The organism is Acidovorax sp. GW458-11-26-14-TSB4, assembly GCF_059423865.1.
Window position 1 is genome coordinate 1 of sequence record NZ_JBWKYR010000027.1, and the last position, 26,243, is coordinate 26,243.

23 protein-coding genes and 1 pseudogene are annotated in these 26,243 nt (G+C 68.9%); 12 read left to right on the plus strand and 12 right to left on the minus strand.

The genetic code is table 11. The features are described 5' to 3' along the window. Positions 1 to 147 precede the first annotated feature (147 nt). Positions 148 to 840 carry an urea ABC transporter ATP-binding subunit UrtE gene (gene urtE / locus AC07X5_RS29045; RefSeq protein WP_494772958.1) on the plus strand — a complete coding sequence of 231 codons (693 nt, stop codon included), beginning with the start codon at positions 148 to 150 and terminating at the stop codon, positions 838 to 840. A gap of 12 nt (positions 841 to 852) precedes the next feature. Here the strand turns inward: urtE and AC07X5_RS29050 are convergent, their stop codons facing one another. Next, positions 853 to 1,776, minus strand: coding sequence for a LysR family transcriptional regulator (locus tag AC07X5_RS29050; RefSeq protein ID WP_494772959.1), 924 nt, complete (start codon positions 1,774 to 1,776; stop codon positions 853 to 855). A gap of 181 nt (positions 1,777 to 1,957) precedes the next feature. Here AC07X5_RS29050 and AC07X5_RS29055 point away from each other — a divergent pair, with 181 nt between their 5' ends. From AC07X5_RS29055 to AC07X5_RS29065, 3 genes are read left to right on the plus strand one after another with little or no spacing between them, the layout of a single operon-like run. Further along, positions 1,958 to 2,980 (plus strand): porin, encoded by a 1,023-nt coding sequence (locus tag AC07X5_RS29055; RefSeq protein ID WP_494772960.1) that lies wholly within the window; start codon positions 1,958 to 1,960, stop codon positions 2,978 to 2,980. 52 nt (positions 2,981 to 3,032) lie between these two features. After that, complete coding sequence (locus tag AC07X5_RS29060) at positions 3,033 to 4,001, plus strand: Bug family tripartite tricarboxylate transporter substrate binding protein (RefSeq protein WP_494772961.1); 969 nt, start codon at positions 3,033 to 3,035, stop codon at positions 3,999 to 4,001. A 16-nt stretch (positions 4,002 to 4,017) separates the two neighbouring features. Then, positions 4,018 to 5,868, plus strand: a complete 1,851-nt coding sequence (locus AC07X5_RS29065; RefSeq protein WP_494772962.1) for a CocE/NonD family hydrolase — start codon at positions 4,018 to 4,020, stop codon at positions 5,866 to 5,868. A 19-nt stretch (positions 5,869 to 5,887) separates the two neighbouring features. Here the strand turns inward: AC07X5_RS29065 and AC07X5_RS29070 are convergent, their stop codons facing one another. Further along, complete coding sequence (locus tag AC07X5_RS29070; protein WP_494772963.1) at positions 5,888 to 6,760, minus strand: phosphatase PAP2 family protein; 873 nt, start codon at positions 6,758 to 6,760, stop codon at positions 5,888 to 5,890. Between the two features lie 246 nt (positions 6,761 to 7,006). On the opposite strand from AC07X5_RS29070, the gene AC07X5_RS29075 reads away from it, so the two are divergent. The 5 genes and pseudogenes from AC07X5_RS29075 (at position 7,007) to AC07X5_RS29095 (ending at position 12,752) form a co-directional block, all read left to right on the plus strand. Further along, positions 7,007 to 8,107: a diacylglycerol/lipid kinase family protein gene (locus tag AC07X5_RS29075; RefSeq protein ID WP_494772964.1), complete on the plus strand. Its 1,101-nt coding sequence runs from the start codon at positions 7,007 to 7,009 to the stop codon at positions 8,105 to 8,107. Between the two features lie 54 nt (positions 8,108 to 8,161). Then, complete coding sequence (locus tag AC07X5_RS29080) at positions 8,162 to 8,974, plus strand: metallophosphoesterase family protein (protein WP_494772965.1); 813 nt, start codon at positions 8,162 to 8,164, stop codon at positions 8,972 to 8,974. Positions 8,975 to 9,093: 119 nt separating this feature from the next. Then, positions 9,094 to 9,601, plus strand: a pseudogene (locus AC07X5_RS29085) (fumarylacetoacetate hydrolase family protein); the annotation flags it as partial. 154 nt (positions 9,602 to 9,755) lie between these two features. Beyond that, positions 9,756 to 10,844: an adenylate/guanylate cyclase domain-containing protein gene (locus tag AC07X5_RS29090; protein WP_494772966.1), complete on the plus strand. Its 1,089-nt coding sequence runs from the start codon at positions 9,756 to 9,758 to the stop codon at positions 10,842 to 10,844. Positions 10,845 to 11,036: 192 nt separating this feature from the next. Further along, positions 11,037 to 12,752, plus strand: coding sequence for a hypothetical protein (locus AC07X5_RS29095; RefSeq protein ID WP_494772967.1), 1,716 nt, complete (start codon positions 11,037 to 11,039; stop codon positions 12,750 to 12,752). A gap of 150 nt (positions 12,753 to 12,902) precedes the next feature. Here AC07X5_RS29095 and AC07X5_RS29100 read toward each other — a convergent pair whose 3' ends face one another. Continuing rightward, positions 12,903 to 13,628, minus strand: a complete 726-nt coding sequence (locus AC07X5_RS29100) for a haloacid dehalogenase type II (protein ID WP_494772968.1) — start codon at positions 13,626 to 13,628, stop codon at positions 12,903 to 12,905. A gap of 196 nt (positions 13,629 to 13,824) precedes the next feature. Between AC07X5_RS29100 and AC07X5_RS29105 the strand changes: the two genes are divergently transcribed. The 3 genes from AC07X5_RS29105 (at position 13,825) to AC07X5_RS29115 (ending at position 17,110) form a co-directional block, all read left to right on the plus strand. Then, positions 13,825 to 15,045: an MFS transporter gene (locus tag AC07X5_RS29105; RefSeq protein ID WP_494772969.1), complete on the plus strand. Its 1,221-nt coding sequence runs from the start codon at positions 13,825 to 13,827 to the stop codon at positions 15,043 to 15,045. A gap of 134 nt (positions 15,046 to 15,179) precedes the next feature. After that, positions 15,180 to 16,412 carry an alanine transaminase gene (alaC, locus tag AC07X5_RS29110; protein ID WP_494772970.1) on the plus strand — a complete coding sequence of 411 codons (1,233 nt, stop codon included), beginning with the start codon at positions 15,180 to 15,182 and terminating at the stop codon, positions 16,410 to 16,412. A 182-nt stretch (positions 16,413 to 16,594) separates the two neighbouring features. After that, entirely contained in the window at positions 16,595 to 17,110 is a 516-nt protein-coding gene (locus tag AC07X5_RS29115; RefSeq protein ID WP_494772971.1) for a GAF domain-containing protein, read from the plus strand. Between the two features lie 54 nt (positions 17,111 to 17,164). On the opposite strand, the gene AC07X5_RS29120 is transcribed toward AC07X5_RS29115, so the two are convergent. The 9 genes from AC07X5_RS29120 to AC07X5_RS29160 form a co-directional block, all read right to left on the minus strand. Further along, positions 17,165 to 18,271, minus strand: coding sequence for a M14 family metallopeptidase (locus AC07X5_RS29120; protein WP_494772972.1), 1,107 nt, complete (start codon positions 18,269 to 18,271; stop codon positions 17,165 to 17,167). A 35-nt stretch (positions 18,272 to 18,306) separates the two neighbouring features. Continuing rightward, the gene (locus AC07X5_RS29125; RefSeq protein ID WP_409961528.1) at positions 18,307 to 19,155 is read right to left on the minus strand and encodes an urease accessory protein UreD; all 849 of its coding nucleotides are present in this window, start codon (positions 19,153 to 19,155) and stop codon (positions 18,307 to 18,309) included. 70 nt (positions 19,156 to 19,225) lie between these two features. Next, positions 19,226 to 20,587 (minus strand): FAD-binding oxidoreductase, encoded by a 1,362-nt coding sequence (locus AC07X5_RS29130; RefSeq protein WP_494772973.1) that lies wholly within the window; start codon positions 20,585 to 20,587, stop codon positions 19,226 to 19,228. A 102-nt stretch (positions 20,588 to 20,689) separates the two neighbouring features. Beyond that, positions 20,690 to 21,574, minus strand: coding sequence for an ABC transporter permease (locus AC07X5_RS29135; protein ID WP_494772974.1), 885 nt, complete (start codon positions 21,572 to 21,574; stop codon positions 20,690 to 20,692). Continuing rightward, positions 21,571 to 22,404, minus strand: a complete 834-nt coding sequence (locus tag AC07X5_RS29140; protein ID WP_494772975.1) for an ABC transporter ATP-binding protein — start codon at positions 22,402 to 22,404, stop codon at positions 21,571 to 21,573. The genes AC07X5_RS29135 and AC07X5_RS29140 overlap by 4 nt, the downstream gene beginning before the upstream one ends. Positions 22,405 to 22,479: 75 nt before the next feature. Continuing rightward, complete coding sequence (locus tag AC07X5_RS29145; protein ID WP_494773004.1) at positions 22,480 to 23,478, minus strand: ABC transporter substrate-binding protein; 999 nt, start codon at positions 23,476 to 23,478, stop codon at positions 22,480 to 22,482. A 76-nt stretch (positions 23,479 to 23,554) separates the two neighbouring features. Then, positions 23,555 to 24,418, minus strand: coding sequence for a creatininase family protein (locus AC07X5_RS29150; protein WP_494772976.1), 864 nt, complete (start codon positions 24,416 to 24,418; stop codon positions 23,555 to 23,557). A 32-nt stretch (positions 24,419 to 24,450) separates the two neighbouring features. Continuing rightward, positions 24,451 to 24,915 carry a RidA family protein gene (locus AC07X5_RS29155; protein ID WP_494772977.1) on the minus strand — a complete coding sequence of 155 codons (465 nt, stop codon included), beginning with the start codon at positions 24,913 to 24,915 and terminating at the stop codon, positions 24,451 to 24,453. Next, entirely contained in the window at positions 24,912 to 26,243 is a 1,332-nt protein-coding gene (locus AC07X5_RS29160) for an amidohydrolase family protein (RefSeq protein WP_494772978.1), read from the minus strand. The genes AC07X5_RS29155 and AC07X5_RS29160 overlap by 4 nt, the downstream gene beginning before the upstream one ends.

The following is a 26,243-nucleotide window of genomic DNA, read 5'->3' on the forward strand; positions in this document are numbered from 1 at the left end:
CCTTCTCTTTGGTGACTTTCTCTTGGCGGCCCAAGAGAAAGTTACTGCGCCGCCGGGCGCACATCCCGGCTCCCGCCTTCAATCCAGGCACGCCGTAGCCATAAAGCCCCGCCCGTAGCAAGCACCGTACAAACACAGGCCAATACCATGCTCACCGTCCAAAACATCAACCAGTACTACGGCGGCTCCCACATCCTGCGCGACGTGAGCCTCACCGCCGAACCCGGCAAGGTCACCGTCCTCCTCGGCCGCAACGGCGTAGGCAAGACCACCCTGCTCAAAAGCCTCATGGGCCTGGTCCCCATCAAGAGCGGCTCCATCCAGTTCGATGGCAAGGCCATCGACAAGACCGCCCCCTACGACCGCGCCCGCGCCGGCATAGGCTTCGTGCCCCAGGGCCGCGAGATCTTCGGCCGCCTCACGGTGGAAGAGAACCTGCGCATGGGCCTGGCCTACAAGAGCGGTGCCACCCCCGTGCCGCCGCACCTGTACGAGCTGTTCCCCGTGCTCAAGCAGATGCTGCGCCGCCGCGGGGGCGACCTCTCGGGCGGGCAGCAGCAGCAGCTGGCCATTGCGCGGGCGCTCGCGCCCGGACCGCGGCTGTTGATCCTGGACGAGCCCACCGAGGGCATACAGCCCAGCATCATCAAGGACATCGGCCGCGTCATCCGCATGCTGGCCGACAAGGGCGAGATGGCCATCCTGCTGTGCGAGCAGTACTACGACTTCGCGCAGGAACTGGCCGACCAGTACCTCGTCATGGAGCGTGGCGAAGTCATTGCGCGGGGGCCTGGCAGCGAGATGGAAGCCAAAGGAATCCGCAACCTGGTCGCGATCTGATCGGGCGCCGGTTCAACCCGCCTTGGCGGGCCGCTCGCCTGCAAGCTCGGGCAGCACCATCGCCTCCACCAGCAACTGCGTGAACGTGTCGTGCAGGGGCGAGGCCGGCGCATGGCTCAGCGTGGCGATGGCCAGTTGGTAGGCGATGTGCGGCTTGAATGGTCGCGAGGTGATGCCGTCCATCGGGCAATGCCGCGCCAGCAGCGCGTTGACGATGGACACGCCCAGGCCCCGGGCCACATGGGCACAGGCCTCGCTCACCGAGTGCACCTCCAGCGCCACGCGCGGCTGCACGCGTTTCTGGCGGAAGGCCATGTCGATCTCGTGGCGTATCTGGCGCTGGCGGCCCAGCAGCACCAGGCTGCAGTCGATCAGGTCGTCGGGGCTCACCTCGGCCAGTTGCTCCAGCGCATGGCCCTTGGGCATGATGCACACGGCCTCGGATTCCAGCGTGGCGCGGGTGCTCAGCCCCTGCATCTCCATGGGCAGGCGCACCAGGCCGATATCGGCTTCGCGGCCCAGCAGGGCCTGCTCCGCATCGCTGTACGAGCCCGAGAGCACCTCCACCACCACGTCCGGGTGCGCCTGCATGAAGCGCTGGGCCAGCGTGGGCATCAGCGTGGTGGCCAGCGTGTTGGGCACCGCCACCTTGAGCAGCCGGCGCCGGAACCCGCCCAGGCGCAGTTGCTCGGCATGCCGGCGAAAGCACTGGGCCGAGTCCATCAGCCCCTGGGCGTCGTTGCGCAGCGCCTGGGCTTCGGCCGTCGGCGTCAGGCGCCCCTTCTCGCGCACGAACAGGCGCAGCGCCAGGCTATCCTCCAACTGGGCCAGCAGCCGGCTGACGGCGGGCTGCGACAGGCCCAGGCGCTCGGCCGCCGCGGTGGTCGAGCCACTGAGCATGATGGCGTGAAAGGCCTCGAGCTGCTTGAAATTCATGGAGGGCGAATGAGCCGTGTGGATTGCCGAGTGCGTGCATCTTTGCATCGCCACTGCGCAGGTGCAAACGCGCAGCAATCCGCATAGGGTAATACGGCTTTGTCATAGCGTTGTGAGGACCTGCCTCGCTCCACAGAATTCGTGGCGTCTGAACCCACACCCTGCTTTAGGAGCGAGATTCATGAGGCCTATTTCCCCCGCCGCGCTGGCTGCCAGCGGCCTGGCATTCCTGTCTGCCGGCACCCCCGCCGCAGCGCAAACGCAAGACCTGCAGGTCTACGGCCAGGTGCGGCTCACCGTCAACAACGCCAAGACCGGCAACGCCGGCTCCGTGATGGAGATGCGCGACAACGCCTCCCGCCTCGGCTTTCGCGGCAAGGAGGACCTGGGCGACGGCATGGCCGCGCTGTTCGGCCTGGAGATGGGGCTCGAAGCCGACTCGGGCGCAGCCACCACGCCCGCATTCCGCAACAGCTATGTGGCGCTGCGCGGCGGCATGGGCACGCTGGCGCTGGGGCGGCTCGATTCGGCCAACCCCACGGGCTCGCCGCTGTACTCGCAGGTCACGCGCATCACCTCGTTCGCGGCCAACGACGCCGGGGCCACGGCCATCGGCACCTCCATCCTCAATGCGCGCAACCGCACCTCCAACTCCCTGGGCTACCAAAGCCCGACCTGGGGCGGCGTGAACCTGCGTGCGCGCTACTACCTGCGCGGCGACGCCAAGACGCCCGAGCAGGAGAACGGCGCCAGGTCGCTCGACCTGGGCTTGAACTACGTGGACGGCCCATGGTCCGCCGGCATCGGCTACGGCAAGGACACACGCCCCGGCGGCCTGCTGGCCAACGAGTTCGCGAGCAAATGGCAGGTCGGCATGCGCTACGACTTCGGCGCCATCGAGCCCTATGTGCTGCTGGGCCGCGACCGGTATGCGGCGGCCTCCGCCGCCGTGCGTGCCAACGTGGACTACTGGCTGGTGGGCAGCCGTTTCTCCACGGGCCCGCACGCCCTGGTGGTCAACCTGATGCAGCGCGACGTGCAGGCCTCGCGCCTGGGGCTGCGCAGGCGCCAGCAGGTCGCGTACACCTATGCCTTGTCCAAGCGCACCGAGCTGCAGGCCTTCCTCGACCGCGATGGCATCGATTCCAGCCGCAGCAACGTGGCCGTGCGCGTGGTGGGCGCGGGAGTGCGCCATGATTTCTGAACCCCGGCAACCCCAGCCCCATTCCTCTTTGCCATCGACCCCGAGTTCCCCCATGTCCCGAATCCAGAAAGCCCTCGCGCTGATAAGCGTCTCATTCGCCCTGTGCCACCCCCTGGCCGTGGCGGCGGCCGATTTTCCTGAAAAGCCCGTGCGCATCGTGGTCCCGTTCCCGGCAGGGGCAGCTGCCGATGCGGCCATGCGTGTGGTGGCGCGCAAGATGTCGGAGCAATGGCGGCAGCCCGTCGTCATCGACAACCGGCCCGGTGCGCACGGCTTCCAGGCGGTCACTTCCTCGGCGGCCGATGGCTACACCCTGCTGATGGGCGCGGGCTCGGGCATGGTCACGGCACCGCTGCTGTCGAGCAAGCTCTCCTACAACCCCTCGCGCGACTTCGTGCCCGTGGGGCGGGTGGTGATCAACGTGCCCATCCTCACCACGCACCCCAGCCTGCAGACCCGCACCGTGCGCGAGCTGGTCGACCTGGCGCGCAAGAGCCCGGGCACGCTGAACTACAGCACCAGCGGCAATGGCAGCCCAGGCCACCTGTCGATGGAGATGTTCCAGGCGACCACGGGCACCAAGATGGTCCAGATCCCCTACAAGGGCGGCGGCCCGGCCGTGAACGAGCTGGTAGGCGGCCATGTGCAGCTGGGCATGAACGCCGTGCCCAGCGTGTTCGCGCACATCAAGGCCGGCCGGCTGGTGCCCCTGGCGGTGGCCAGCGCCAAGCGCTCGCGCGCCTTCCCCCAGGTGCCCACCATGGCAGAAGCCGGCGTGAAGGGCTTCGAGTACGACATCTGGTATGCCCTGTTTGCCCCCACGGGCACGCCGGCCGAGGCGGTCACCAAGGTCAGCAAGGCGCTCAACACCGCACTCGCCGATGCGCAGGTGAGCGAGCTGCTCGTGGCCCAGGGCGCAGAGCCGGCGCCCACCACGCCGCAGGAACTGGCGCGTTTCATCCAGGACGACACGGCGCGCTGGGCCCGGCTGGTCAAGGAACGCAACCTCAAGCTCGACTGACCGGGGCCATTGCAAGATGACAACGAATCCCATGGTGGTTGCCGATGGCAATGTGACCCGGCGCACCCACCGCGTTCCCATGCGCGATGGCGTACACCTCGCCACCGATTTGTACCTGCCTGCCGACATGGCGGGACCATTGCCCGTGCTGCTGGAGCGCACGCCTTATGGCAAGGACGCCGAGACCCGGCGCGAGCGCACCGCCGCCAACCCGTCGCCCATGCGCCGCGGCGAAGTGGCCGCGCGTTTTGCCCAGGCCGGCTACGCCGTGGTGGTGCAGGACTGCCGCGGCCGCTTCGACTCCGAAGGCCAGTTCACCAAGTACCTGGGCGAGGCGCACGACGGTGCCGACACCCTGCAGTGGATCACGACCCAGCCCTGGTGCAACGGCGCCGTGGGCACCTACGGCCTGTCGTACGCGGCCCATACCCAGACGGCGCTGGCCAGCCAGCGGCCCGCGGGGCTCAAGGCCATGTTCCTCGAATGCGGGGGCTTTGCCAATGCCTACCGCGGCGGCATACGCCACGGCGGTGCGTTCGAGCTCAAGCAGGCCGTCTGGGCGCTGCGCAACGCCTGCAGCGGCAGCACCCAGCTCGGTGAAGCCGCGCGCCAGGCACTGGCGCAAGCCGACATCGGCGAGTGGTTCCTGCGCCTGCCCTGGTCGCGCGGCGACTCGCCGCTGCAGTGGGCGCCTGAGTACGAGGACTATCTCTTCAGCCAGTGGGAACGCGGCACCTTCGACGACTACTGGCGCCAGCCCGAGCTGTATGCCGCAGGCCACTACGGCGCGCTGGACGGCGTGGCCGTGATGCTCATGTGTGGCTGGTGGGACCCCTACGCGCAGACCACCACCGACAACTACCTGGGCCTGGCCGGGCGCGGCAACACGGATGTGCGCATGGTGCTTGGCCCCTGGACGCATGGCGAGCGCAGCGTGCCGTATGCGGGCGACGTGGACTTCGGTCCGGCCGCCGTGCTCGATGGCTCGCTGGCCCCCGACTACGTGGCCATGCGACTGGCGTGGTTCGACCACTGGCTCAAGGGGGCGCCCCTGCCGCCGGGCATGGACGAGGGGGTGCGCTACTTCCGCATGGGCGGCGGCTCGGGGCGGCGCACCCCCGAGGGCCGGCTGGACCATGGTGGATCCTGGCGCAGCGCCAGCCACTGGCCCGTGCCCGGCACCGATTTCGTTCCCTGGTACCTGGGGGCCGATGGCGCGCTGTCGTCCCAAGCGCCGGGGCGTGACGAAGCGCTGGCTTTTGACTTCAACCCCGCATGCCCGGTGCCCACGCTGGGCGGTTCCATCACCTCGGGCGAACCCCTGATGGTGGCCGGCGCCTACGACCAGCGCACCAGCGCGCAGACCTTTGGCGCCCAGGCGCCTTACGGCCCGCTGGCGCAGCGGCCCGACGTGCTGGTCTTTCAGACACCGGTGCTGCAGGAAGATGTGGAGGTCTCCGGGCCCATCACCATTGAACTCTGGGTGTCTTCCACCGCGCCCGACACGGATTTCACCGCCAAGCTGATCGACCTGTACCCGCCCAGCGCCGACTACCCCGAGGGCTATGCCATGAACCTCACCGACGGCATCCTGCGCTGCCGCTACCGGCGTTCGTGGGAGTCGCCCGCCATGATGCAGCCCGGCGAGGTGGTGCAGATCACCATCGAGCCCATGCCCACCTCCAACCTGTTCCGCAGGGGGCACCGCATCCGGCTGGACATCTCCAGCAGCAATTTCCCCCGCTTCGATGTGAACCCCAATACCGGCGCGCCGGAGGGGAGTGCCGGGCCGCGCGTGGTGGCGCGCAACAGTGTGCACATGGGGGTGAGCCGGCCTTCCCGGGTGGTGCTGCCGGTCCCGCGCTGACCCCGGCGGGCCGCCATGCTCAGCCGCGCACGGGCGCAGCGGCTGGCAGCGCGCGGCGCCAGCGCGCCACGCTCTCGATCACCAGCACCGTGCAGACCATCCAGGTACCGCCCAGCAGCCAGCCCGCGAGCACGTCGCTGGCGTAGTGCACCTGCAGCACCATGCGGCTCCAGCCGGTGGTGAAGACCAGCATGCCCGCCAGCACCGCGCAGGGTATGTGCCAGCGCGGCGGCAGCAGGCGCGTGGCCAGGTAGGCCAGCAGGGTGTAGGCCACCATCGAGGCACTGCTGTGCCCGCTGGGAAAGCTGTAGCCATCGGCCTGGGCCACGCCGTGGTGCAGGTGCTCGGGTCGGGCGCGCTCGAAAATGGCCTTGAGGATGCGCGTCAGTACCCCGTTGCCCGCCATCGCCGCCAGCCAGCCCGTGGCCAGCAGCCGGTGGCCATGCCACCAAAGCGCTGCACCCACCGCGGCGGTCAAGGCGGTGAGAACGGCGGTGTCGCCCAGGTGGGTCAGGGTGGCAAAAAAGCGCAGCACCTCGGCGGGCGCCTGCAGGCGCAGGCCGGCTGCGATGGCGTCGTCCAGCGCGCCCCAGTCGTCGGCGCCGCGTTCGCTGCCGCTCTCGGCCAGTTCGGCAATCACGCTTCCGGCCAGCACCATGGCGCAGGCCGCTGCCGCCATGCCGGCCAGCAGCACCCAGCGTGCATCGGTGGGCGTCCAGGAGGGCAGGGCCCGGTGCAACCAGGGGCCGCCGTGCCGGCGCAGCGTGCGCAGGCCCCACAGCGATGCAGGCCCCACCAGGCTGGCCAGCGCCAGCCCCAGCAGCCACCAGCCCAGCGGGTGGGCTGCAACCAGGGTGCCGATGGCATGGGCATCCGCCATCATCATCGCCATCGTGGAATCGGCGCTTTCGCCGTGTACGGTGTCAAGGGCATGGTGAACAAGACAGGAACAGACAAGGATGCCGTTTTTACCCCAGTGCCCAACAGCCCTTCGCGGCCGGTGTGAATGTAGGACGAGGCGCCGACAAGCGCACAGCGCCGTGGCTGACAGGCTCCGGACCGCAGTCCGGGCACCATTGCCGGTAGCGGCGCAGGCATCCTTCCTGTACTGTCACTCCCAGCCCGTCCGCCCCCATCCATGACCATCGCCGAACGCCCCCCTGCCGTCCACCCCCACGGGCGCATCCACCTCGTGGTGCCCAAGCGCCCCGGCGCCGACTTCGATCTGGTGCGCGCCAAGCTCGAGGGCGCTTTCGCGGCGCACGCACACGACGTGGTGTGGCACGTGCCGGACCAGCGTGGCGACATCGTCGACCTGGCGGTCACCGCAGTGCGTGCCGCCCAGGCCGATGCCGGGCTGGTCGTGGCTGCAGGCGGCGACGGCACCATCAACGCCGTGGCCGCTGCTGCGCTCCAGGCCGGCGTGCCCATGGGCGTGATTCCGATGGGCACCTTCAACTACTTCAGCCGCGAGCACGGCCTGGCGCTCGACCCCGAGGTCGCCGTGCAGGACATGCTGCGCGCCATGGAGCTGGGCGACATGCGGCCCGTGCAGGTCGGCTTCGTCAACGAGCGCATGTTCGTGGTGAACGCTGCCGTGGGCCTGTACCCGCGCCTGCTGGCCGAGCGCGAAAAGGCCTCCAAACGATTTGGGCGCTCGCGCATGGTGGCCATCCTGTCGGCCGTGTGGAGCATGTTCCGGCCCGCGGGCGGACGCCGCTGGCGCGTGATCCTGCGCACGCACGAGGGCGCCCAGGCCCGGCAGGAAGAGCATCTGGTCACCACGCTGTTCGTGGGCAACAACCCGCTGCAGCTGGATCGCATGGGGCTTGCGCAGGCCCAATCGGTCGCCGATGGCGGGCAACTGGGGCTCGTCCTGCTGCAGCCCCAGGACCGCTGGGCCGTGGCGCGCACCGTGTGGAACGCGGCCACCGGCCAGTTGGCGCGCGATCCCGCCGTGGTCAGCATGGCCTGCGCTGAAATGAGCGTGGCGCCCGCGAGCTGGCGCCCTGCGCAGGTGAAAGTGGCTTTCGACGGCGAGCGCGAATGGATGGCGCCGCCGCTGCGCTTTCGCGTGCACGACAAGCCGCTGTGGCTGGTCACGCGCACCACGCTTGATCGCGACCCCACGTCCGCACCAGCGGCTGGCGACGTGGCTGCAAGCCCCCTTGCGCAAGAGGTGCCGGCGCCCGAGCCCACGGCCCCACCGGCCATCAGCCCCTTGCCAGCGCTGGGCTGACTGTTTTTCGCTTCTCTTTCACACTCGGCTCCACGTCCCACCGCAGCGCCACCCATGTCCGTACTGATGCACCTGTCCGACCTGCACTTCGGCGCCCACGAACCCGTGGTCTGCCGGGCGGTGCAGGCACTGGCGCGCCAGCTCGGGGTGTCGGTGGTGGTGGTCTCGGGCGACGTCACGCAGCGCGCCACGCCGGAGCAATTTGCGCAGGGCGCCAGCTTTATCCGCGGGCTCGACGCTGGCGCCACCGTCGTGCTGCCCGGCAACCACGACCTGCCCCTGTTCGCCTGGTGGCTGCGCTGGGGCCGGGCCTACCAGCGCTTCCAGCACGAGTTCGGGCAGGACCTGGAGCCCGTGCGCCAGCTCGGCCGCTTCTTCATCGTGGGCGTCAACACCACCCGCCCCTGGACGCACGAGCGCGGCAGCCTCTCCAGTGCGCAGATCGCCCGTGTCGAAAAGCAGCTGGCGCAAGCCTACGAGGAGCCCTGGCGCATCGTCGTCGCCCACCACCCGCTCACGGCCCGCAACGCGCACGACAAGGAGCACCGCCCTGCCCGCGCCGAAGAAGCCCTGCTGCGCTGGCGCGACGCCGGCGCGCAGATGCTGCTCTCGGGCCACGCCCATGCCGCCGGCCTGCTGCAGCCGCTGCCCGGCCTGTGGGTCAGCCAGGCCGGCACGGCCGTGTCGCACCGGCTGCGCCACGGCTACCCCAACAGCCTCGTCATCCTGAGCCACGAAGTCGACCCCCAGGACCCCGACAAGGCGCAGCGCTGGGCCTCGCGCTGGGACTACGACCCCGAGCGTGCGGCCTTCCACTGTGTGCAGCGCCAGTGGGTGGATGACCCCAAGGGCGCCCTGGCCATCTGATCCTCAGAAGCGGTGCCGCACGCCCAGCGCGAAGCTGGTGCCCTGCGCGTCCAGCGCACGCGGCGGCGCTGGCAGGGTCTGCGTGCGTGTGCTGTCGCGCATGGCCACCAGGTACAGGTCGGTGCGTTCGACAGGAAGTGGACTGGAGCCTGCGCAGCTTCGGCCCGCGCGAAGCGAAAAGCGGCTTCGGCTTTCTGCAGGCCAAGCCCCTCCACGGCCTTTGCGCCCATTGCCGTCACGCCCGACGAACTGGGCCCTGCCTGGCGCGACGGCCGGGTGCACCTGCAGATGCAGGGGCACCGCAACGACGCCTGGTGCGGCCACCCGCATGGCGGGGCCATGCATTTTCACTTTGGCGAACTCATCGCCCATGCGGCGCGCACGCGCCGGTTGTCGGCCGGCACCCTCATCGGCTCGGGCACGGTCTCCAATGCCGACGCGGCCATGGGCTCGTGCTGCATCGCCGAGCGGCGCATGATCGAAACCCTGGCCCAGGGGGCGTCGCGCACGCCCTTTCTGCGCTTTGGCGAGCGGGTGCGCATGGTCGCGCTGGACGGGCAGGGCCGCCCGGGGCCTTTCGGAATGATCGACCAAGTGGTGCTTCAGGCCGCAGCCCAGGCTGGTTGAAAGGGGGTTGGGGCAGGCTGCCATGGATGGGGGCACGCCCTAGCTTGACCGCCCCCGGGGGCGCGCCTATTCTGGCCGGACCGGGTTGCCGTGCCCTTTGCGCGGCCAGGGGTGCGCACCGCCACCGCCTGTGGAATCCGTTAGCCTGCTGCCCATGCACAAAGAATTCAACCAAGACGTCCTGCGCCGCCTGCAGGCATTGATCGCCCGCGAGACCGGTGCCCCTCTGGGCGAGTCCGCCGCCGCCGAGATGGCCGCCATCCTGCGCGGTGCCGATGGCCCTGAGGGTGCGCCGCAGAACGACGACGTGATCGCCGCGCCGCGCGAGGTCACCATCTTGCTGGCCGACCTGCGCGGCTTCACTGCGCTGTCGGGCGCGCACCCGGCCAGCGTGGTCATCACCGCGCTCAACCGCTGCCTGTCCAAGCTCAGCGAGGTCGTCTTCAAGCACGGCGGCACCATCGACAAGTTCATGGGCGACTCCATCATGGTGCTCTTCGGCGCCCCCGTGGCGCGCGAAGACGACGTGGACCGCGCGCTCATGTGCGCCATCGAGATGCAGATGGTCATGCGCGACCTGAACCTGGCCCATATCCGCGAGCGCCTGCCCGAGGTCTTCCTGGGCGTCGGCGTGAACACCGGCACCGTGATGGCCGGGCGCTTCGGCTCCAATGTGTACTCCGAATACACCGTCATCGGCGAAGAGGTGAACCTCGCCTCGCGCATCGAGGCCTTCAGCCTGCGCGGGCAGGTGCTCATCAGCGAAGGCACCTACCAGCGCTGCTGGGGGCTGGTGTCGGCATCCGCCCCCATGCAGGTCTACGTCAAGGGCCGCCAGCAGCCTGTGGCCCTGCGCGAGCTGGTGGCCATTCCCTCGCGCAAGCTCAAGGTGCCACGCCAGGAGTTCCGCCGCAGCCACCGCGTGGACACGCGCCTGCCCTGCCTGTGCCAGCGCATCCAGGACAAGATCATCGTGCCGCAGATCGTGCACACCGCCGTGCGCGACATCGGCTACCACGGACTGCTGCTCGAAGTGGCCGAGAAGATCGAGCTGCACAGCGAGGTCAAGCTCGAATTCGACCTGAGCCTGGTCGAGTACCGCGCCACCGAGGTCTACGCCCGCGTCGTCACCCTCAAGTCCGAGGGTGGCCAGTGGCTGGCCGGCGTGGAGTTCACCTCCATCAGTGCCGAATGCCTGGAAAAGGTGCGCATGTTCGTGCAGCTGTTGGTGGCTGCGCGGTAAACCCGCATTAGGAAGCCGCGGGTGAGGCCCGCATCGGACCGGCTGGACAGAATGTCCAGCGGCCGCGTGGGGAGGCTGTCTATCATGGGCCACGGGACACAGTTGGCCTGTCGGGCGGTTGGTTGCCGCCTCACTGGGGCGCGGCCTGGTGTTCCTTGTCGTACCTCGCCCATCCCCTCCATGGCTTACTGAATGTCTTCGAACACCCTGACCTTTACCTGCATTGGCACCGACACGCCGGCCCTGACCCATCTGCACCAGCTGCTGCAGGCTTGCATCGGTGTGAAGTCCGAACAATGGCCAAAGCTCCTTCAGGAGTGCTTTGAAGACTGGGAGTCGCCCTATGTCATGAGCGCCTCCCTGCGCGGGCAGACGCTGCGCTTCGTCGTCGACAGCTCGGCGGGCGACGAGCTGGAGAAGTCGCACATCCTGGCCCTGCATGCCGCAGGGGCCGAGCACATCCGCCTGCGCACCTGGTATGGCCAGGTGGGCGAGACGCGCACCCTGTACCTGCACAGCGGCAAGCGCGTGTCGGCCAAGTCTTTCCCCGCGCCCACGCTGTCCGAGGAGGAGCGGATGTACGAGCTGGTGCTGGAGGGCAAGGACGCGGCGCTGGCCAAGGAGGTCAAGGCCGGTGCACCGCCCGATGCCGTGGTGGACGGCAAACCGCTCTTCGTGCACGTGGCCCGCGCGGACATGGGCAAGTCGATGGAGGCGCTGTTCGACGCCAAGGCCGACCTGGGCCGCTGCCTGCCGTGGGCGCCCGAGGTGGTGCGCGCCGTGGCCTACCGCGACAGCAAGAAGACCGAGCCCATGCTGCGCGCACTGCTGGGCGCGCCGAAGCAGGGAACCAATGCACCGGCCGGTGCGCCCGTTGCCGACGCCGCCGCGCTGTGGAACGCGACGGTGCTGCGCGGCCTGGGCAAGGTGCCTGCGCTGCTGGCGTGGCTCGTGGCGCAAGAGGGGGTGGACGTGAACGCCATGCTGCTGTTCGCCCAAGAGGACGGGCAGCCGCTGCAGGAGATCGGCAGTCTGCTGTTCAACAGCGTGGAGTTCTTCAAGGACGACCCGGGGGTGCTGGCCGCGCTGGCGGCCCGGGGCGCACGCTCCGTTGCACCGCCCGGCATGTCCGACGCGCGCCGCATCCAGCGCATGTACTGGGGTTACCGCGATGCCGAGACCATTCCCCAACTGGCCGCCGCGGGCGTGAACCTGGACACGCCGCCCATGGATGGGGATTCGCGCTCCCTGCTGCGCCTGCTGCTGCGCACGCCCTGCATCGGCAACCGCGACCTGACCCTGGCCACGGCCCTGCTGGACGCCGGCGCCACCGCCCGCTGCTGGATGGACCCGGTCGATTTCCAGGCCGGGGTGCTGGCGCCGGTGTTCTGTGCGCGGGACCGGGTGATGCTGGGCCCCATCGTCGCGCCGGGGGAGGACGAACGCTTCGACATCGAGCGCGACGGCAGGCTCATCGTGCACCTGTTGCGTGGGCTGCTCGCGCAGGGGCTGGACGCCAATGTGCAGGTTTCACTGTGCCTGATGGCGCTGGGCCGGGACTACGGACAGGATGTCCGCTACCCGCGCCTGCGCTACCGCGGCCCGCTGCTGGGCGCCATTGCGTGCCTGCTGTGCGGCCCCGGCAGCGACATGCGATCGCTGTGCCTGCCCCTGGTCACGCTGCTGCTGCAGCACGGCGCATCGCCCCATGCCGAAGCCGTGGTGGTGGCAGATCTTCCGCGGGACGAGCACTTCAGCGACCTCTACATCCACGGCGACTGGCCACGCAACACCCGGGACTTTACACCCACAGGGTCTGTGCTGGAGCGTGTGCGCCAGCGGCATGCAGCGCACGCGGACGACACCGATGCTGCAGTCCTCAAGGCGCTGGAGCAGCCGAGGGGGTAACTGCGGTCGCGGTGTCCAGGTTGTTGCGGAGCGTTGCCTTCAAGCTGCTGCAGGCCTGGTTCCAATCGCCTCAACACGGCACCGGCAGAAGCTGCGCCGGGCCCAACCCGGCACTTGCACTTCCAAAGTGGGGTCTGCCAGCCTTTCCATTCAACACCCCAGCTGCGTCGCCAGGTCCGTCAGCCGCGTGCTGTGCAGGTCGTTCCCGGCCTGCGCCGATATGTCCTTGGGGTGCGCTGCACCAAACTCCAGCGGCCGCTCCACATAGATGGTGCGCAGCCCGCAGCCGCGTGCCGCCGCCAGGTCGTCGTGGTGGGCCGCTACCAGCGCCACCTGGGCGGGCTCCAGGTCGAAAGTGCGTGCCACGCCCAGGTAGGTGTCTGGGTGGGGCTTGTAGGCCTTGAAGACCTCGGCGCTCAGGATGCAATCCCAGGGCAGGCCGGCGCGCTTGGCCATGTTGGTGAGCAGGCCGATGTTGCCGTTGGACAGCGTGGTGATGGTGAACCGGGTCTTCAGCCGCGTGAGCCCGGCCACGCTGTCGGGCCAGGGGTCCAGCCGGTGCCACACGCGGTTCAGGTGCCAGCGCTCGGCCTCGGTGAGGTGGGCCAGGCCGAAGCGCGGCAGGATCTCGTCGAGGATGCTGCGGTGCAGCTCGTCGATGCGCGTCCAGCCCAGCTCGCCGCGCATCACCCGCGCCATGGCCGGCTGGTAGCCGGCGCGCCAGGCCAGGGCGAAGGCATCGGCATCCACGGCCGGGTACAGCGCCTGCACCTCGCGCACGATGCTGCCGTGCCAGTCCACCACGGTGCCAAAGATGTCGAAGGCCAGCACCTGCACGGTGCTGGCAAGCTCGTCTGCAATGCTCGGTGGGGTCATGCGCTGGCCTTGCTAGGGTGAAGAAGACACCCCAGCGTAGCAGGCCCGGCCGGCAAGCCGCCGCCAGCACGTTTTGCCGGGCCGTGCTATGGTTACAGGATTCGGGTTTACCCCCGTAACTCCGTTTCTTCTCCAGCCCCTGTTCCCTCTGCGCTGCACCATCGCGTGCGGCGCAGTGCTGTCTTTTTCTGCCATCATGACCGCGCCCCTGTCGCCTTCCACGTCGCCCATCGCCCACACCCCCACCGACGACCGCACCCTGGTGCGTGCCGTGCTGGCCCTCGGGGTGGGCGGCTTTTCCATTGGCACGGGCGAATTCGTCATCATGGGCCTGCTGCCCGAGGTGGCGCGCGACATCAACGTCAGCATTCCGCAGGCCGGCCACGTCATCAGCGCCTATGCGCTGGGCGTGGTGGTGGGCGCGCCGGTGCTGGCCGTGCTGTGCGCCAACTGGGGGCGGCGCGCGCTGCTCATGGTGCTGATGGTGGTGTATGCGCTGGGCAATTTCGCATCGGCGGTGGCGCCGGGCTACCTGTCGCTCAGCGCCATGCGGTTGTTCACCGGCTTGCCGCACGGCACTTACTTCGGCGTGGCCGCCCTCGTGGCCGCAGCCCTGGCGCCGCCCGGGCGCCGCGCGCGTGCCGTGGGCTGGGTCATGCTGGGGCTGACCACGGCCACGCTGGTGGGCGTGCCGATTGCCGCCGCCCTGGGCGAGTACTTCGGCTGGCGCGCGGCCTTCGTCTTCGTGGGCCTCATCGCCGTGGCCGCCGTGGTCATGGTGCGCCTGTGGGTGCCCGACATGCCGGCATCGCACGGCGCCAGCCCGCTGCGCGAACTGGGCGCCCTGGCGCGCAAGCAGGTGTGGTTCACCCTGGGCATCGGCGCCATCGGCTTTGGCGGCATGTTCGCGGTGTTCAGCTACATCAAGCCCACGCTGCTGGAGGTGGCCGGCATGCCCCCCGCGCTCATGCCCTTCGTGCTCTCGCTCTTCGGCCTGGGCATGGTGGCGGGCAACATCGTCGGTTCGCGCATGGCCGACAAGGCCCTCATGCCCACCATCGGCAAGGTGCTGCTGTGGTCCATCGTAGTGCTCGCGCTCTTCATGCCCGCCGCGCACCACCCCGTCAGCGCGGCCCTGGCCACCTTCTTCCTGGGCACGCTGGTCGCCATCGGCCCCGCGCTGCAGATCCGCCTGATGGACGTGGCGGGCGACGCCCAGACCCTGGCCGCCGCGCTCAACCACTCGGCCTTCAACGCCGCCAATGCGCTGGGTGCCTGGCTCGGCGGCGTCTCCATCGCGGCCGGCCTGGGCTGGACGTCCACCGGCTGGGTCGGCGTGGTGCTGGGCATCTGCGGCGTGGGCATCTTTGCGTGGTCCCTGTCCAGCGAACGGAACACCCGGCACGCCACAGCGTGAACGTGGCGGCGGTGCGACACCGCTGCAAGGCAGGCAATAGCCACCGCGTTCTGCGTTACAGTGAACACGGGCCAACCCCATTGTTGGCCACGTCGCTCGGACGGTTCCGGGCGCTTACGTGAAAGTTCACCAGCATGTCTGCTTCTCCAGGCAAGCGCCGCTTTGCGCGCATTGATCGCCTTCCCCCCTACGTCTTCAACATCACGGCCGAGCTCAAGCTGGCTGCCCGCCGCCGTGGCGAGGACATCATCGACATGAGCATGGGCAACCCCGATGGCGCGACCCCGCCGCACATCGTGGCCAAGCTCACCGAGGTGGCCCAGCGGCCCGACACCCACGGCTACTCCGCCAGCAAAGGCATCCCGCGCCTGCGCCGCGCCATCAGCCACTGGTACAAGGACCGCTATGCGGTGGACATCGACCCCGACACCGAGGCCATCGTCACCATCGGCTCCAAGGAAGGGCTGGCCCACCTGATGCTGGCCACATTGGACCGGGGCGACACCGTGCTCGTGCCTGACCCGAGCTACCCCATCCACATCTACGGCGCCGTCATCGCCGGGGCCGATATCCGCAGTGTGCCCGTGGCGCCCGATGTCGACTTTTTTGCCGAGCTCGAAAAGGCCATCCGCGGCAGCTACCCCAAGCCCAAGATGATGATCTTCGGCTTCCCCAGCAACCCCACGGCGCAGTGCGTGGAGCTGTCTTTCTTCGAGCGCGTGATCGCCCTTGCCAAGAAGCACGACATCCTGGTGGTGCACGACCTGGCCTACGCCGACATCGTCTACGACGGCTACCGCGCCCCCAGCATCATGGAAGTGCCCGGCGCCAAGGACGTGGCGGTGGAGTTCTTCACCCTGTCCAAAAGCTACAACATGGCCGGCTGGCGCGTGGGCTTCATGGTCGGCAACCCCGACCTGGTGGCCGCGCTCGCGCGCATCAAGAGCTATCACGACTACGGCACCTTCACCCCCCTGCAGGTCGCGGCCATCGCCGCGCTCGAGGGCGACCAGCAGTGCGTGAAGGACATCGCCGCCCAGTACCAGCGCCGCCGCGACGTGCTCTACAAGGGCCTCACAGAAGCCGGTTGGGCCGTGGACTGCCCCCGGGCCAGCATGTACATCTGGGCCCGCATCCCCGAGCCCTACCGCGCCCTGGGCTCGCTCGAATTTGCACGCCAACTGCTCGACAAGGCCAAGGTCTGTGTCTCGCCCGGCATCGGCTTCGGCGACCAGGGCGACGAGTACGTGCGCTTCGCCCTCATCGAGAACGAAGCACGCATTCGCCAGGCCGTGCGCGGCATCCGCGCCATGTTCAAGGCCGATGGGTTGTTGAAGGTGCCTGGGGCGGTGGCGACAACGGCGTGATGCCGCAGTGATGACGGCCTGCCCGGTATGGGCAGGCTCGCGGACGAGGAGCGGTGGGCGGGCAACCAAGCCGCTTTCTCCCGGTGCGCAGGGCCATCATCGGGCCGCGTGTGATTCGATACGCAACAGACGTTCGCTTACGAAAGTCTGCCCAGTCGCAGTTTAGACTGATGGGTATGCACATGTTCGACTACCACCCCGACGACCTGGACGTCACCATTTCCGAAATGCTGGTCGCCACCAGCGACTCTGCCGACCACGAACTTCCCGAGGTGGTGCCGGCGGTGTTGAAGCTGCTGCGCAAGCGTCTGGGCATGGACGTGGCTTTCGTCTCCCAGATCGCAGATGGCCGCCGCACCTTCAAGGCGGTGGACAGCTCGCCAGACTTTGCGCCCGTCGTGGAGGGCATGTCCGACCCCGCCGAAGAAAGCTGGTGCCAGTACGTGGTCGAAGGCCGCCTGCCAGAAAAGATCGACAACGCGGTGCCCCTCGTCAAGGCAGGCCAGGCGCCCGACCCTGGGTTCGACATCGGCACCCATCTGAGCACCCCTGTGCGCTTGGCAGATGGCCAGGTCTACGGCACGCTGTGCTGCTTCAGCCGGGGCGTGCAGAAGGATGCAGATATTGATCGGCTGCGGTATACGGCGAATTTGCTGGGCGAGAAGCTGTCGGAGGGGGCAGGAGAGACTTCTCGCTGAACTCGCGGTGATGGGGTGGCGACCACGGCGCGCTTGTTGTGGCCCCGCAGCCCCTCAGGCCTTGCGCAGCCCCTGCAACGTCTGCAACAACACCACCCGCGTCTGCCCCAGCACCATGCCTTTCCATTCCTCGTTGTCGCAGTAGAACGCGTCGCGCAACTGGGTGCGTATCTCGCGCTGCTGCGACGCCGGTGCCTCGGGGTGGCGGCGCAGCCAGGTGTCCGCGCGCAGGCGGTACAGCATGTCCGGCTCGGGCACCGTGCCGAACTCCAGGCCCATGGGCGCGATGCGGGCGTTGGGGCATTCGTCGAACGCGGTCGATACCACCGGGCCCGACACATCGGCCGAGGCCGAGTCGCCGGAGAACGGCGAGAACACGTCGGCGCCCCACCAGGATTGGGCCAGCGCCAGGTCCTCGGGCGTATTGCGGCCGGGGTAGATCTTCTCGCCGTGGCCGTAGGGGCCCAGGCCGGTGTGCACGTCGATCCAGCCCAGGTGCGTGGCCGCTGCCGCGTACTTGCGCAGGATGGCGCGGATGGTCTGGTTGCTCCACGACGGGGCGGTGCCGCCGTAGAACAAACCGTCGGGCGAGGTGTACTGGCCCTTGAACACGGCATTGCGAAAGGCGGCCATGCCGTGCTGGGCAATGTAGGCGGCCACGGCCGCGTCGTCGGCGGGCGTCGGCGGCCACGTGGCGGGCAGCACCAGCGGCTCCACTTCGGCGTAGGCCGTGTTCACCGGCAGCGGCGCGCTGAAGTCGATGTGGTTGCGGTTCAGGTCGATGTTGTCTTCGTTCGTGCGGTGCAGGTGCGAGAACCCGTGCGGGTTGACCGCATGCACCAGCAGCAGCGCCACGCCGGCCTGTTCGAGGCGCGCGAGCAGATCGGCATCGTGCAGCGCGGCGACCTGCGTGCCCGATCCGCTGAAGCCTTCGGGCCCGTGCGTGCCCGAAGTGACGAGCAGGATCTTCTTCGCACCGATGGCGCCGACCAGCGCCACGTCGGTCGCCAGCTCTTCACCCAGCGCGCCGCGGTGCTGCGGGAGCACAAAGGATTCGATGGAGGCACCGCTGTGCGCTGCCGCGTCGAGGAACTTGGCGCGGGCTTCGGCGTAGGTGCCCGAGAAGTAGCGCGTGGCGGCGCTGCGGTGTGGGGTTTGCATGGCGAAGGTCTCCTGTAGGGGTGCGTTGGGTTTGACTACATCGCCCAGATCCGCGGCGCCTCGCCTTGGAGCGCCCACATCTGCTCACGCCACGCCACGCGCACGGCCTTGAGCAGCTTCATCGCGGGTTCCACCTGCGGGGCCAGCACGCGCAGCACCACCATGCGGTCATTGGGGCTGGTGACGCCGGCGGTGGCGGCCACGGCGGGGTGCGCGTCCACCACAGCGCGGGCCACGTCCAGCGCGGTATCGCGGCGGTTGCGCTCCAGCGCGCTGCCGGCGGCAAAGAACATGCTGGCCATGCAGCGCTGGCCGGCCAGGCCCAGGGGGCTTTGCAGCAAACGTTCGTCGGCCGCGTCGATCACGCCGCGCTCCAGCCACAGACCGGGCACGGTGAGGTGCTGCACGAAGCGGCCCTGCACAAAGGGCTGCTCGGCATGGGGCAGGCCCAGGGCGGTCACGTCCCAGCCCATGCATTCGGCGCCAGGCGCCAGGTTCAGGGTGAGGTGGTTCTCGGCATTGCAGGCGCTGTAGCACAGCGCCTCCAGCGGCAGCCATTCCAGGCGCGCGCCTTCGGCCAGCGTGAGGTGGCTGCGCTGCAGCGCCAGCGGGCCGGTGGATCGGTAAAAGCGCGTGGCGCCCGGTGTGGTGACCAGGCCGTGCGCGCCCGGGCCCACGGTGGCGGCGATGTCCAGCGTGTCGCCGCCCACCAGGCCACCGGGCGGGTGCACCAGCACGTTGTGGCAGATGGCGTCGCCCTCGGGGTACAGGCTTTGCAGGATGCGCAGCGGGCCGTTGTGCTCGTACCGCGCCACGGTGCGGGTGGCGTTGGGGGTGGGGCCTTCAACGGTGTAGTCGAGCTGCAGGCGCGCGTGCCAGGACATGGATGGAAGCTGCTATTAAATGAATAGCTGATTATGCCCTCGCACCTGCCTGCGGCCGGTGCAGCGGGTGCTACGCAGCCTTGGCCACCGGCGGCACCCAGCTGCGCAGCTTGCCGGGGTTGAGCAGGCCCTGCGGGTCAAAGCGCTGCTTGATGCCCACTACCGCAGGGTCAAGGTTGTTCTGCTTGCCGTCTTCCACGATGTACACGTGCGGGTTATTGATCTGCACGCCATGGTCGCGGTAGATCTGCATGATCTGGTTCAGGCGCTCTTCGGTGCTGTAGCGGATCAGCTGCAGCCCGCTGCAGTTGAAGGCGCCTTCCTTGGTGCGCAGGAACTCCAGGTGCATCATCACCTCGCCACCCAGCGCCTTTTCCAGTGCCTTGACCTGCTCGATGCGCGTGGCGGGGGTGAAGCCGCTTTGGATGTAGGTAAGCGATTTGTCCACCTTCAGCGCGTGCAGGGTGGTGTGGTTCCAGGTGTATTCGAGCAGGGTCTTGTGGCTCTTTTCCACCTCGTCGGCGGTCTTGCGGTAGCTCACGCTGCCGCCATATTTCGCGGCCATGTCGCGCATGCCGTCTTCGGAGTGCGGGGCCACCAGCAGCATCACCGCGTGGCAACCCTTGGGCAGGTGCTCGGCCAGGCTGGTGAAGTAGTCGGGGATGGGGGCGGCCAGAAAGCACACCTCTTTTTTCTCCAGCCCGGGTGCGGCGCCAAAGCGGTCGGCAAACTCCAGCGCAGCGTCGAACTCGGTGAAGGTGACGATGCATTCCGTCCACGCCACGGTGGGGGTCAGCGCTACCTCCAGCTCCAGCACGATGCCGTTGGTGCCGTAGGTGTGGTGCAGCAACATGGCCTCGGGGCCGCGCAGCTCGATGACCTGGGGCTGGGGCTCCACCGTCATGGCGCGCACGGCCAGCACATTGCCAGGGGCCGCCAGCGGCCCGTGGTTGATCGACCCGGCCCCGCCAAAGCCGCCGCCGAACAAACCGCCCAGCGTGGCGCTGCGGTAGGTGGAGGGCAGCCAGCGCAGCTCCTGCCCCTGGGGCTTGGCCTGCGCGTCGAAGTCCGACAGGCGGATGCCCGCCTGCGCCCGGCCCACGCCGCCCCGCACCCAGCCAAAACCGTTGTAGCCCGACAGGTCCAGGATCACCCCACCATGCAGCGGCGTGCTCTGTCCGTAGTTGCCGGTGCCGCTGCCGCGCACGGTCAGGGGGATCTGCGCGCTGGCACAGGCGGCCACCACCTGGCGGATCTCGTCCTCGGTGCGCGGGCGCACGGCCACGTCGCCGCGCTTGCCGGCCAGGTCGCGCTTGAGCACGGGGCTGAACCAGGCAAAGTCCTGCGACAGGCGGCCCACGCGCAGCGGGTCGGCAATCCAGTCCAGGCCAGGCAGTTGTTCGGGCAGTTGGTGGGCGGTTAGGGTGGTCATGTCTGTCTCTCCTGTCGGTGCGGCGGGTGGTGTGTGGCAGGCACAGCGCGGCCCCCACCACGCGTGCGCGGTGTCGAAAATGAGTGTGGTGCTAATTGCGGATCAGTCGTGCGAGTTTTCGCTGGCGTGCCAGCTGCCCAGGGCCAGGCGGGTGCCCCAGGCCATCAGCGCGAACAGCGCCACGCCGGTCAGCGATATCAGCAGCAGCGCAGCGAACATGCGCGGTATGTTGAGCTGAAAGCCCGCCTGCAAAATCTGGTACGCCAGGCCCGCGCCCTGGCCGCCCGTACCGGCCACGAACTCGGCCACCACGGCGCCGATCAGCGCCAGCCCGCTCGATATGCGCAGCCCGCCAAAGAAGTAGGGCAGCGCGCTCGGTATGCGCAGGCGCAGCAGGGTCTGCATGCGCGTGGCGCGGTTGAGCTTGAAGTAGCTCTGCAGGTCCGGCTCCACGCTGCGCAGGCCCAGCGTAGTGTTGCTGATGATGGGGAACAGCGCCACCAGCGCGGCGCAGATCACCATCGACGCGGTCGGGTCCTTCACCCAGATGATGATCAGCGGCGCCACTGCCACGATGGGCGTGACCTGAAGCAGCACGGCGTACGGGAACAGCGCCGTCTCGATGCGCTTGCTCTGCACGAACAGAAACGAGATCAGCACCCCCGCCACTGTGGCCACGGCAAAGGCCAGCACGGTGATCTTGACGGTGACCCAGAGCGAGCCGCCCAGGGCCGCCCAGTCGGTGAACAGCGTCTTGAGCATCAGCAGGGGCGAGGGCACCAGGTAGGGCGGCAGCTCCATGGCGGTGACCAGGCCCTGCCACAGCGCAATGAGCACCAGACCCACCAGAACGGGATAGACCACGCGCTGCACGCGCGGCTGGGCCATCAGCGGCACGCGCGCTGCTGCAGGCTTGGCGTGGGCGCGGGCGGGCGTGCTGCGCTCGGCAGGCGCTGCAGCGGATGCGGCTGGAAACGGGGTGCTCATGCTGTGGTCTCCTCGGTGTCGGCGCTGGCGCGCAGCAGGCTGTCCTGCAGCTGCTTGGCATAGCGGCTGAATTCGGGCGAGACCATGAAGTCCGCCGTGCGCGGGTAGGGTGCGTCGATGCGGAACTCCTCCACCACGCGGCCGGGGCGCGCGGCCATCATCACCACGCGGCTCGACAGGAACACCGCCTCGTGGATCGAGTGCGTCACGAAGATCACGGTGAGCTTTTTCTTGCGCCACAGGTCCAGCAGGTCCGCGTCAAGCTTGTGGCGCGTGATCTCGTCGAGCGCGCCAAAGGGCTCGTCCATCAGCAACAGGTCAGGCTGGGTCACCAGGCCGCGCGCAATGGACACGCGCATCTGCATGCCGCCCGACAGGGCGCGCGGCAGCGCGTTGGCAAACTTCGACAGGCCCACCAGGGCCAGGGCCTCGGCCACCCGGCCATCGGCCTCCTGGCGCGGCACGCCGGCCAGGTCCAGCGGCAGGCGCACATTGGTCTGCACGCTGGCCCAGGGCATGAGCGTGGGCGACTGGAAGACAAAGGCCATCTTCTTGCCGCTTTCGTCGAGCTGGGTCACGGGCTTGTGCCACAGCTGAAGCCGGCCATCGGTGGGCTCCAGCAGGCCGGCCACCATCTTGAGCAGCGTGCTCTTGCCGCAGCCCGAGGGGCCCAGCAGGGTGACGAACTCGCCTTCTTCGATGGTCAGGTCCACCGGCAGCAGGGCCTGCGTGCCGTTGGGGTAGGTCTTCTCGGCCGACAGTACCTGCACGGCGGGCGTGGGGCGGTGGGTCGTCGCCGGGGCGGCGGGGGTGGGCTCAGCGGACTGCATGGGGTCGCCTTTCGATGGATGCGGCCCGCCCCGCTGCGCGCGGGGCCGGGGCCGCTGTTTCAGGGCAGGTCGGGCTTACGGAAGAACCTTGAGGTCCTTGACGAAGGCGGTGCTGTACGTATCGGCCAGCTTCACCTTGGCAGGGTCGATCAGCTTGGCCTCCACCAGGAAGTCGTAGCTCGCCTTGGCGCGCGCATCGGTCATCACGCCGATGCCCATGCTGGCCGCATCGCCACCCGTCACCATGCCCATCTCCTTGAGCTTGGCCACGCTGTAGGCCAGCTGCTCGTCGGTCATGTTGGGGTTGTCCTTCTTGATCAGGGCATTGGCGGGGGCCGGGTCGGCCAGGTAGCTCTTCCAGCCTTCCATGGAGGCCTTCACGAACGAGGCGACGGCGGTGCCGCGCTCCTTGACGGTCTTGTCCATGCAGCTCACCGTGGTGGCGTAGGCGGGGTAACCCTGGTCGCTGAACATCAGGGTGTTGGCCTTCACACCGGCCTTGGCGATGGCAAACGGCTCCGACGTCAGGTAGCCCTGCTGGGCGGTGTTCTTGTCCGCCACGAAGGGCTGGATGTTGAAGGTGTAGGGCCGCGTCTGCGCATCGTTGAAGCCGTACTTGGCCTTGAGCCACGGCCAGTAGCCGCGCTGGGCCGACGAGGCGATGAGGATGGTCTTGCCCTTGAGGTCCTCGAATTTCTTCACGTCCTCATGCGCGATCAGCACCTGCGGGTCTTTCTGGAACACGGCCGCCACCGTGGTCACGGGCACGCCGCCTTCGCGCATCTGGATCATCTGCAGGTCGCTCGACCCCATCACGCACTCGGCCTGGCCGGCCGCCATCATCTGCACGATGTTGACCTGCGGGCCACCCATCTTGATGGTCACGTCCAGGCCGTACTTCTTGTACAGGCCGGTGGCCACCGCCTGGTAGAAGCCGCCGTGCTCGGCCTGCGCGTACCAGTTGGTCATGTAGGTGAACTTTTCCTGCGCCTGGGCCTGCATGGTGCCGGCGGCACCAACAGCGAGCAGCGCGGCTGCACCAAGTTTGGAAAGGCGGGAGGCGGTCTTCTTCATCATGGCAGTGCTCCGGTAGGTGGTGGAGGGGAACAGGGACGAAAACGGGGGAGGGATGCGGCTGCGTTCGCGGGTTTCAAGCCAGGGCGGTGGAGTGCTCCACATGCCCCGTGTGGTTGGCGCGGCCCCAGGTGGCTTCGGGGCGGGCGGCCCAGCGCAGTTGGTGCAGCTCGGTGATGGCGGCGGCCCAGCTCACGGCCAGCGAATCGAGGATGGCGTGGCCCTGGTCCGCCGTGGCCGGCAGAGGGTCGCCGATGATGCCGCTGGGCCCGAAGTCGCGCGCGCTCCAGGCGCAGGCGGGGCGGCCGTCGGGCGACAGCAGGGGCGACTCGAACACGGGCGGGTAGTTCACCACCGCGCGTTCCATGTGCACGGTGTCGGGCGCCAGGGCCAGCATCAGCGCCGTCTCGGCATGGCCGGCGTGCATGGCCAGCTTCTTCTCCTGCTCCGACAGGTACTTGCCCGCCACGTGCGGCACGCGCCAGGTGAAGCTGGGCACCACGATGAAGTCGCCATGGCGCAGGCGCAGCTCGCGCGCGCACATCTCCATCACCTGCGGCTGGCCGCCGTGGCCGTTGACGAACAGCAGCTTGCGAAAGCCCGCGCGGTAGACCGACTCACCCACCTCGTTCATGGTGGCCAGCAGGGTCTCGCCGCTCAAGGTGACCGTGCCGGGAAAATGCAGGTGCTCCTCCGACTTGCCGTAGGTGATGGGCGCCATGGCAAAGGCCGGCACCTCGGCCGGCAGGCGCGCCAGGGCATGGCCCACCACGCCGGCGCTGATCACCGTGTCCACCGCGCAGGGCAGGTGCGGGCCGTGCTGCTCGGTGGCGCCCGTGGGCAGCACGATGACGGTGTTCTCCTTGTCCGGCAGGTCGGCGATCTCGGTCCAGCTCAGGTAGGGCAGGTAGCGGTGGGGCGGGGTGTAGCCGTGCAGCATGGGGCGGGTCTTTCGTGAAGGGGATGTAGAGGTCAGCGCAAGGGGAGGTAGGCGGTTGCTTCGACCTCGATCAGGATGTCGGCCGTGGGCAGCATGCCGGTGACCTCCACCACGGTGGAGGCCGGCGGCTCGCCCGGGAAGAACAGCTTGCGCACGCGGCTGTACTGGGGAAAGTGGTCCAGGTGCTTGAAGTACTGCACCAGCTTGAACACGTCGGACATCTGGCCGCCCGCGGCCTCGATGGTCTGGCGGATGCGGTCCAGCACATACCAGCTCTGCGCCAGGATGGGCCCTTCCTTGATGTCGCTGCTGAACTCGCCCGTGCGGCCGATCAGCGTGGCCGCCTCGTCGGGGATGTCGGCATAGCCGCGCACGATGCGGCTGGCGGCGGGGTCCACGGCGATGATCCCGGACAGGAACACCATGTCGCCCGCGCGGCGCCACGCGGCGTAGCGGGCCAGGGGCTGGGCGATGCCCGGGGTGGCGGGTGCGGTCATGCAAGGCTCCGTACAGGGATGGGGGAAGGAGAAGGCGTAGCGCCCGCCACATGCCAGGCAGCGCTGGCGTGCCCGCCGGCCACGCGGCCATTGCGCAGCACCACGCGCTGCTGCGTGCGCGACGGAAAGCCCCAGCCATCGGCCTGCTGGAAGACGATCAGGTCGGCCGGCATGCCGGGCTGCAGCGGCAGCGCATCGGGCCCGCGGCGCAGCCAGTCGCTGCGGCACAGGGCTTCGGACCAGCGGTCGAACGGCGCGTCAAGCTGCGCCGCCAGCACGCCGGTGGCCAGGGCCTCCAGCGGGTCCAGGCTGCCCACGGGGCAGAACGGGTCCTGGATGTTGTCGCTGGCCACCAGCACCGGTATGCCGCGCGCATGCGCCTCCTTGATGAGGGTGATGCCGCGCTGGCGCGGTGTGCGGCCCGTGGTGGCGTCCTGCAGCAGCAGGTTGGTGATGGGCAGGGTGACCAGGGTGATGGGGCAGCGCGCCACGGCATCCAGCGTGGCCAGGGCGGTGGCCTCGTCCTGCGCGGCCAGCGCGCAGGTGTGGCCGCAGACCACGTGGCCCTCGAAGCGCAGCTCCTGCAGCAGCGCGGCCGTCGTGGCCAGGCCCTGGGCGCCTGGGTGCAGCTCTTCGTCCACATGCAGGTCCACGTTCAGGCCATGGTGCTGCGCGGCCTCGAACAGGTGGCGCAGGGCCTGCGCATCCCAGTTGGTGGAATGCACGAAGCCGCCCAGCAGCGCGCCCGGGCCGCTGTCGGCCACGGTGGCGGCCAGCCGCATGGCGGTGGCACGCTCGGTGTACAGGTGCAGGGGGATCAGGGCCACGCGCTCCAGCAGCAGCCGGCCGGTCCACTCGTGCGCCAGCGCGCGCAGCACGTTCCAGGCAAGCGGCTGTGCATCGGGCTCCCACCAGTCGCAGTGGGTGCGCACATGCACCGTGCCGGCCTCGTACGCCCATTGCAGGGCGCGGCTGGCACGCTGGCGTATGTCGGCCTCGGTCCAACCCTGGCGGTCCACCATCATGGCCTCGATGGCGCCCAGCAGCCCGGGTTTCACCATGCCCATGCGGGGCAACGTAAAGGCCTTGTCCAGGTGGGTGTGCGCATCCACCAGGCCGGGCAGCACCAGGGCGCCGGCCAGGTCCCAGGTGGCACCTGCGGGGGCAGGCTGCGCGGCTTGGTGTGGCGCGATGGATTCGATGCGGCCCTGCACCAGGTGCACGTCGGCCAGCGCGGGCTGGCTGCCCTGGGCGGGCCACTGGCGCGGCAGCAGCCAGCGCGGCAGCCGTGCACGCAGGATATGGTCGGGGGAGTTGGATGCGTGCAT

Coding starts and splice junctions, on each gene's coding strand:
- AC07X5_RS29075 (WP_494772964.1), top strand. CDS start 7,007: ATGACCATCGCCGAACGCCCCCCTGCCGTCCACCCCCACGGGCGCATC.
- AC07X5_RS29140 (WP_494772975.1), bottom strand. CDS start 22,404: ATGCAGTCCGCTGAGCCCACCCCCGCCGCCCCGGCGACGACCCACCGC.
- AC07X5_RS29120 (WP_494772972.1), bottom strand. CDS start 18,271: ATGCAAACCCCACACCGCAGCGCCGCCACGCGCTACTTCTCGGGCACC.
- AC07X5_RS29100 (WP_494772968.1), bottom strand. CDS start 13,628: ATGACCCCACCGAGCATTGCAGACGAGCTTGCCAGCACCGTGCAGGTG.
- AC07X5_RS29135 (WP_494772974.1), bottom strand. CDS start 21,574: ATGAGCACCCCGTTTCCAGCCGCATCCGCTGCAGCGCCTGCCGAGCGC.
- AC07X5_RS29055 (WP_494772960.1), top strand. CDS start 1,958: ATGAGGCCTATTTCCCCCGCCGCGCTGGCTGCCAGCGGCCTGGCATTC.
- AC07X5_RS29095 (WP_494772967.1), top strand. CDS start 11,037: ATGTCTTCGAACACCCTGACCTTTACCTGCATTGGCACCGACACGCCG.
- alaC (WP_494772970.1), top strand. CDS start 15,180: ATGTCTGCTTCTCCAGGCAAGCGCCGCTTTGCGCGCATTGATCGCCTT.
- AC07X5_RS29155 (WP_494772977.1), bottom strand. CDS start 24,915: ATGACCGCACCCGCCACCCCGGGCATCGCCCAGCCCCTGGCCCGCTAC.
- AC07X5_RS29150 (WP_494772976.1), bottom strand. CDS start 24,418: ATGCTGCACGGCTACACCCCGCCCCACCGCTACCTGCCCTACCTGAGC.
- AC07X5_RS29105 (WP_494772969.1), top strand. CDS start 13,825: ATGACCGCGCCCCTGTCGCCTTCCACGTCGCCCATCGCCCACACCCCC.
- AC07X5_RS29125 (WP_409961528.1), bottom strand. CDS start 19,155: ATGTCCTGGCACGCGCGCCTGCAGCTCGACTACACCGTTGAAGGCCCC.
- AC07X5_RS29160 (WP_494772978.1), bottom strand. CDS start 26,243: ATGCACGCATCCAACTCCCCCGACCATATCCTGCGTGCACGGCTGCCG.
- AC07X5_RS29090 (WP_494772966.1), top strand. CDS start 9,756: ATGCACAAAGAATTCAACCAAGACGTCCTGCGCCGCCTGCAGGCATTG.
- AC07X5_RS29130 (WP_494772973.1), bottom strand. CDS start 20,587: ATGACCACCCTAACCGCCCACCAACTGCCCGAACAACTGCCTGGCCTG.
- AC07X5_RS29060 (WP_494772961.1), top strand. CDS start 3,033: ATGTCCCGAATCCAGAAAGCCCTCGCGCTGATAAGCGTCTCATTCGCC.
- AC07X5_RS29080 (WP_494772965.1), top strand. CDS start 8,162: ATGTCCGTACTGATGCACCTGTCCGACCTGCACTTCGGCGCCCACGAA.
- urtE (WP_494772958.1), top strand. CDS start 148: ATGCTCACCGTCCAAAACATCAACCAGTACTACGGCGGCTCCCACATC.
- AC07X5_RS29050 (WP_494772959.1), bottom strand. CDS start 1,776: ATGAATTTCAAGCAGCTCGAGGCCTTTCACGCCATCATGCTCAGTGGC.
- AC07X5_RS29070 (WP_494772963.1), bottom strand. CDS start 6,760: ATGGCGATGATGATGGCGGATGCCCATGCCATCGGCACCCTGGTTGCA.
- AC07X5_RS29115 (WP_494772971.1), top strand. CDS start 16,595: ATGTTCGACTACCACCCCGACGACCTGGACGTCACCATTTCCGAAATG.
- AC07X5_RS29065 (WP_494772962.1), top strand. CDS start 4,018: ATGACAACGAATCCCATGGTGGTTGCCGATGGCAATGTGACCCGGCGC.
- AC07X5_RS29145 (WP_494773004.1), bottom strand. CDS start 23,478: ATGAAGAAGACCGCCTCCCGCCTTTCCAAACTTGGTGCAGCCGCGCTG.